6 protein-coding genes are annotated in these 4994 nt (G+C 70.4%); 3 read left to right on the forward strand and 3 right to left on the reverse strand.

Features of this window, described 5'->3' with window-relative positions; all coding sequences use genetic code 11:
- Positions 1-96: acyl-CoA dehydrogenase family protein (locus tag ACZ4W5_RS37760; protein WP_157849844.1), on the forward strand; the 96-nt coding region annotated here is incomplete at its 5' end.
- An 87-nt stretch (positions 97-183) separates the two neighbouring features.
- On the forward strand, positions 184-927 hold the full coding sequence (locus ACZ4W5_RS37765) for a TetR family transcriptional regulator (RefSeq protein WP_360245516.1): 744 nt from the start codon (positions 184-186) through the stop codon (positions 925-927).
- 42 nt (positions 928-969) lie between these two features.
- Here the strand turns inward: ACZ4W5_RS37765 and ddaH are convergent, their stop codons facing one another.
- The 3 genes from ddaH to ACZ4W5_RS37780 form a co-directional block, all read right to left on the reverse strand.
- Positions 970-1836 (reverse strand): dimethylargininase, encoded by an 867-nt coding sequence (gene ddaH, locus ACZ4W5_RS37770; protein WP_465659767.1) that lies wholly within the window; start codon positions 1834-1836, stop codon positions 970-972.
- Between the two features lie 86 nt (positions 1837-1922).
- Entirely contained in the window at positions 1923-2135 is a 213-nt protein-coding gene (locus ACZ4W5_RS37775; protein WP_360245522.1) for an MbtH family protein, read from the reverse strand.
- Positions 2136-2300: 165 nt separating this feature from the next.
- Complete coding sequence (locus tag ACZ4W5_RS37780) at positions 2301-3071, reverse strand: thioesterase II family protein (protein ID WP_360245525.1); 771 nt, start codon at positions 3069-3071, stop codon at positions 2301-2303.
- A 907-nt stretch (positions 3072-3978) separates the two neighbouring features.
- Between ACZ4W5_RS37780 and ACZ4W5_RS37785 the strand changes: the two genes are divergently transcribed.
- Entirely contained in the window at positions 3979-4833 is an 855-nt protein-coding gene (locus tag ACZ4W5_RS37785) for a hypothetical protein (RefSeq protein WP_360245528.1), read from the forward strand.
- The last annotated feature ends 161 nt before the right edge of the window (positions 4834-4994 follow it).

The raw sequence follows: 4994 nt of genomic DNA on the forward strand, positions 1-4994 counted from the left end.
CCGGTGGAGCGGATGATGCGGGACGCGAAGATCACCCAGATCTACGAGGGCACCAACCAGGTCCAGCGGATCGTGATGGCCCGCAACCTGCCGTAACGACGGCCCGACGGGCCCCGACGGCCGGCCGGTGCAGCCGACCGGCCGTCGGGGCCGCCCCGTCGCGCCGATGCTAAGTTCCGGAGAATGAGCGAGAAGGAAGAGCAGGACCTGCCCATGAACGACGGGCCCTCGAAGCCGGCCATGCGCGAGGCGCTGGTGGCCGCGGCCTTCGAACTCTTCCTGGAGCGCGGCTTCGAGCAGACGACGGTCGACGACATCGTCTCGCTCGCCGGCGTCGGCCGGCGCTCCTTCTTCCGCTACTTCCCGGCGAAGGAGGACGTGGTCTTCCCCGACCACGAGCGAAGCCTCGCCGAGATGACGGAGTTCCTGGAGTCCGGCACCGGCGAGGAGGACCCGGTCCGGCACGCCTGCGAGGCGGCCCGGCTGGTCCTGCGGATGTACGCGGAGCAGCCCTCCTTCTCCGTCCAGCGCTACCGCCTCACCCGCAAGGTCCCCGGCCTGCGCGCGTACGAGCTGTCGGTGGTCTGGCGCTACGAGCACACCCTCGCCGCCTACCTGCGCGGCCGCTTCGCCGACCGCCCGGACGGCCCGCTGCGCGCCGACGTGATCGCCGCCGCCGTGGTCGCCGCGCACAACCACGCCCTGCGCACCTGGCTGCGCTCGGGCGGCGAGAGCGACTGGGTGGCCGAGGTGGACGCGGCGATGGCCTTCGTCACCTCCACCTGGAGCGACCGCCCCGCCGACGCCGCCCCGGAGGGCGAGAGCCCGGCCGACGACGTGGTGGTGCTGGTCGCCAGCCGTCGCGCGCCGCTCTGGCGGATGGTCCAGGGCATCGAGAGCGCCATCGGCGACTCCCGCCGGATCTGACGCCGGATCTGACGCCGGATCTGACCGCGGCGGCTCCGCCGCTCAGCCGTTACGCAGTTCCAGGGTGCAGCACTTGACGCTGCCTCCGGCCTTGAGGAGTTCGGACAGGTCGACGCCGATCGGCTCGAAGCCGCGCTGCCTCAGCTCGTCGATCAGATGGACCGCCGACTGGGGCAGCACCACGTGGCGGCCGTCGGAGAACGCGTTCAGGCCAAAGACGAGGGCGTCCTCCTCGGTCGCCAGGATCGCGTCGGGGAACAGTTCCCGGAGCACCTTCCGGCTGCTCTCCGAGAAGGCCGCCGGGTAGTACATCACCTCGTCGTCCGAGAGCACCGCAAGGGCGGTGTCCAGGTGGTAGAAGCGGGGGTCCACCAGGTTCAGGGAGACCACCGGGACCCCGAAGAAGTCCTGGGCCTCGACGTGGGAGCGGCGGTCGGTGCGGAAGCCCGTCCCCGCCAGCAGCGTGCGGCCGGCGAGCAGGTAGTCGCCTTCGCCCTCGTTCACGTGCTCCGGCCAGCGGATGTCCCCGAAGCCGTGGTCCCGGAACCAGGCGAGGTAGGCAGGGCCCTCGGCCGTGCGCTCGACGCTCCGGAAGCGCGCGCCCAACACCCGACCGTCCACCACGGTGGCGCCGTTGGCGGCGAAGACCATGTCGGGCAGCCCGGGGACCGGATCGATCACCTCCACGACGTGCCCGAGAGCGCGGTACAGATCGCGGAGGCTCTCCCACTGGGCCAGTGCCACGGAGCCGTCGGTGGGCTTCTCGGGGGCCATCCACGGGTTGATGGAATAGGTGACGTCGAAATGCCGTGGAGCGCACATCAAAAGGCGTCGCCGTGTTGCCGTACGAGTCACTGCTTCCCCTGCCCTGGCGTACCCGTGATCGGTGCTGCCGGTCCTCGGTGACACGGAAATCTCCTTGCAATTCAGCAGACCAGCGGCCGGAGGCTCCGGCGTACCGAGGCCTCCGGCCGGTTGCGTGCGGAAAGCCGGGGTCAGTTGCCCTGCATGGCGGCGATGAGGGACTTCGGGCGCATGTCGGTCCAGGACTTCTCGGTGAAGGCGATGCACTCCTCGCGCCCGGCCTCGCCGAAGGCCACCTCCCAGCCTTCGGGCACCTCGGCGAAGGCCGGCCAGAGCGAGTGCTGCCCCTCCGTGTTGACCAGGACGAAGTAGGTGGCGGTGGGGTCCTCGAACGGGTTCGACATTCTTGGTTCCTCTGTCTGGGTCGGGTGTGGCTTCGAACGGTGCGGGACATCCCGGCGGGCCGGTCCGGCCGAACTCCGGGGCGACTGACGTCAGTTGGACTCGTCAGCCGGGCTCAGTGGTCGGGCCCCGTCGTCGGGCTCCGTGGTCGGACTCGTCGGTCGGGCTCAGCACCTGGCGGTGCGGCCGAGACCGGAGAAGAGGTCGTCGACGAGGGCCTGGGTCTCGTTCAGGAGGTAGAAGTGGCCGCCTTCGAAGGGCATCACCCGGAAGTCCGAGCGCGTCACCCCGGCCCAGGCTTCCGCTGAATCGCGGTCCACGTCCGCGTCCTGTTCTCCATAGTAGGCAGTGACAGGGGCGTTCACCACGGCGTTCGTGCTCGTCGCCGGGTACGCCTCGATCAGCCGGTAGTCGGCGCGGATCGCCGGCAGAACCAGTTCGCGCAGCTCCGCGTCGTCGAAGGCCTGGGCGTCAGTCCCGCCCAACTCGGCGAGTTCCTGCATGAGTTGGGAGTCAGTGGCCTCGGAGAGCGGACGGATCCGCTCCCGCCCGGGCCCCGAGCGGCCGGAGACGAAGAGGGCCGACAACGAGAAGCGGTGCTCCTCCTGCAGACGCAGCGCCACCTCGTAGGCGACCGAGGCGCCCATGCTGTGGCCGAAGAACGCCAGCGGGGCGTCGAGCAGACGGGAGCACTCACGGGCTATCGGTACGGAAAGCTCGTCCATCGTCCGGGCGAGGGGTTCGAGGAGCCGGTCCTCCCGGCCGGGATAGCGGACCGCCAGCAGCTCCACGCCGGGTGGAACGAGCCGGCCCCAGGGGTGGAAGAAGCTCGCCAGGCCGCCGGCATGGGGGAAGCAGATCAATCGCATCTGCGGGTTCGGGCACGGCCGGACCTTCCGGAACCATCGGCCGACCCGCATGTCGTCCTGGCTGCGCATACCACTCTTCCTCGGGTTGGAGCGGACGGCCGCTCCGGATGATTTCCGGTGCCGGGCCGTGATTCCGGTGCCGGGCGGCGATTCCGTTGCCGGGCCATGGTTCCGGTGTCGGGCGGTGATTCCGTTGCCGGCCCCGAGGTGCTCTCCTCGAATGGTTCGGAATGGGTCCGGACCGTAGTCGGACGGAAACAGCTGCAGCGCCGTATTCGGAATTCCGGTGAGCCCGAACAATCCGCGGGCGGGACGGCGGTCCCGAATCGGGGTGCGGATTCGCCTCGCCGTTCCGGGGAGCTTGCTCCGGAGAAATCCGATCGCGGTGATCGCGAGTCCGATGATGCTTCGACGCGTCTCCCGGTGTCAATGGGCCTCGTGCGTCGCCGGTTGGGCGTCACCGCCGGTTCACCGTTCGGCTACGGCCCGTGCTCCACCAGCAGGCCTGGTGCGGGCGCCTGCGAGCCCGTCGGCCCCTGCTGCCGGCGCCCCGCGCCGGGACACCGTGGGGCGGAGCCCGGCCGGACCCCGACGGGAGGCCGCCGATTGCAGTAAGTGCTCGACTGACCAGGCAATATGACGCAAAGTAATTTCAAGCTGATCACTGCGCAAGTGCTTACGATAGGTCCGTTCTTCGTACCCGGCCGGAACTCGGCCCAGGGGGCAAGAAGACCAGTCAGGCGATACAGGGGAGGCAGTTGCCGTGGCTAGTCGTATTGATGGTGCGAATGCATTGGGTGCGGATCGTGAAGATGGACGTTTAAGGCCGCTATCCGGGTCCCGTACCAGGACGATTCCGGTCAGCTCACTCCTACCAGGCGATTCCCCCCGGCTTCTGGGGCCGGACGAGCGGCATGTCGAAACCCTCGCGCAGGTCGACGAGCCGCTGCCGCCGATCCTGGTCCACTGGCCGTCCATGAAGGTCATCGACGGGCTGCACCGCCTGCTCGCGGCGCGGTCCAGGGGTGACCAGGAGATCGAGGTCAGCTTCTTCCACGGCGACGAGGAGGCGGCGTTCGTGCTCGCCGTGGAGGCCAACAGGGCGCACGGGCTGCCACTGACCCAGGCGGACCGCACCGCGGCCGCGACCCGCATCCTCAAGGCGCACCCCTACTGGTCCGACCGTGCGATCGCCGCCTCCGCGGGCCTCGCCGCCGTGACGGTGAAGGGGATCCGGCAGAGGGAGTCTGCCGGATCCCCGCTCGGGGCGCGGATCGGACGCGACGGGAAGGCACGCCCGATCAGCGCGGCACATGGGCGCCGACTGGCCGGCAAGCTGATAGCCGAGCAGCCGGGCGCCTCCCTGCGGGAGATCGCCAAGGTCGCGGGTATCGCTCCGGCCACCGTGCGGGACGTCCGCGACCGGATGCGCCGCGGCCAGGACCCCGTTCCCCCGAAGCAACGGGCGATGGAGCGCGCACCGCAGCCGCGGGCGGAGGAGAGCGTGCCGAGGTCGCACGTCATCGAGGTGGCCTTGAGCGGGCAGCCGCCCGGCATGGTGCGCAGTCGGATCGTGCCGCCCGACGCCGACGCGGTCACCCGGCCCACGGACATCGTGGAGAGGCTCCGCCGGGACCCGTCGCTCCGTTTCAACGAGGCCCGCCGCTCGCTGCTGCGCTGGCTCGGCTCGCAGGCGACCGGCAGTCGGCAGTGGAGCGAGTTCGTGAACCAGGTCCCGCCCCACGCGGCGGGCGCCGTAGCGGAGTTCGCGCGAGCGTGCGCACAGGACTGGAACTCGTTCGCCGAGGAGCTGGAAAGCCGATCGGCCTGAGCGGAGCGCCTGTTCAACTGTCCGTTCCGGGCAGTTGAACAGGCCCGGGGGGGGGGGGGGGCCCCCCCCCACCCCCCCCCCCCCCCCCCCGGGGGGTCCCGCCCACACACCCCTCCCCCCCGCCCCAGGGTTCCGACCTGTTTTCTGGTTCCCGGCGGCGG

It is taken from the genome of Kitasatospora sp. NPDC029367 (assembly GCF_055569135.1).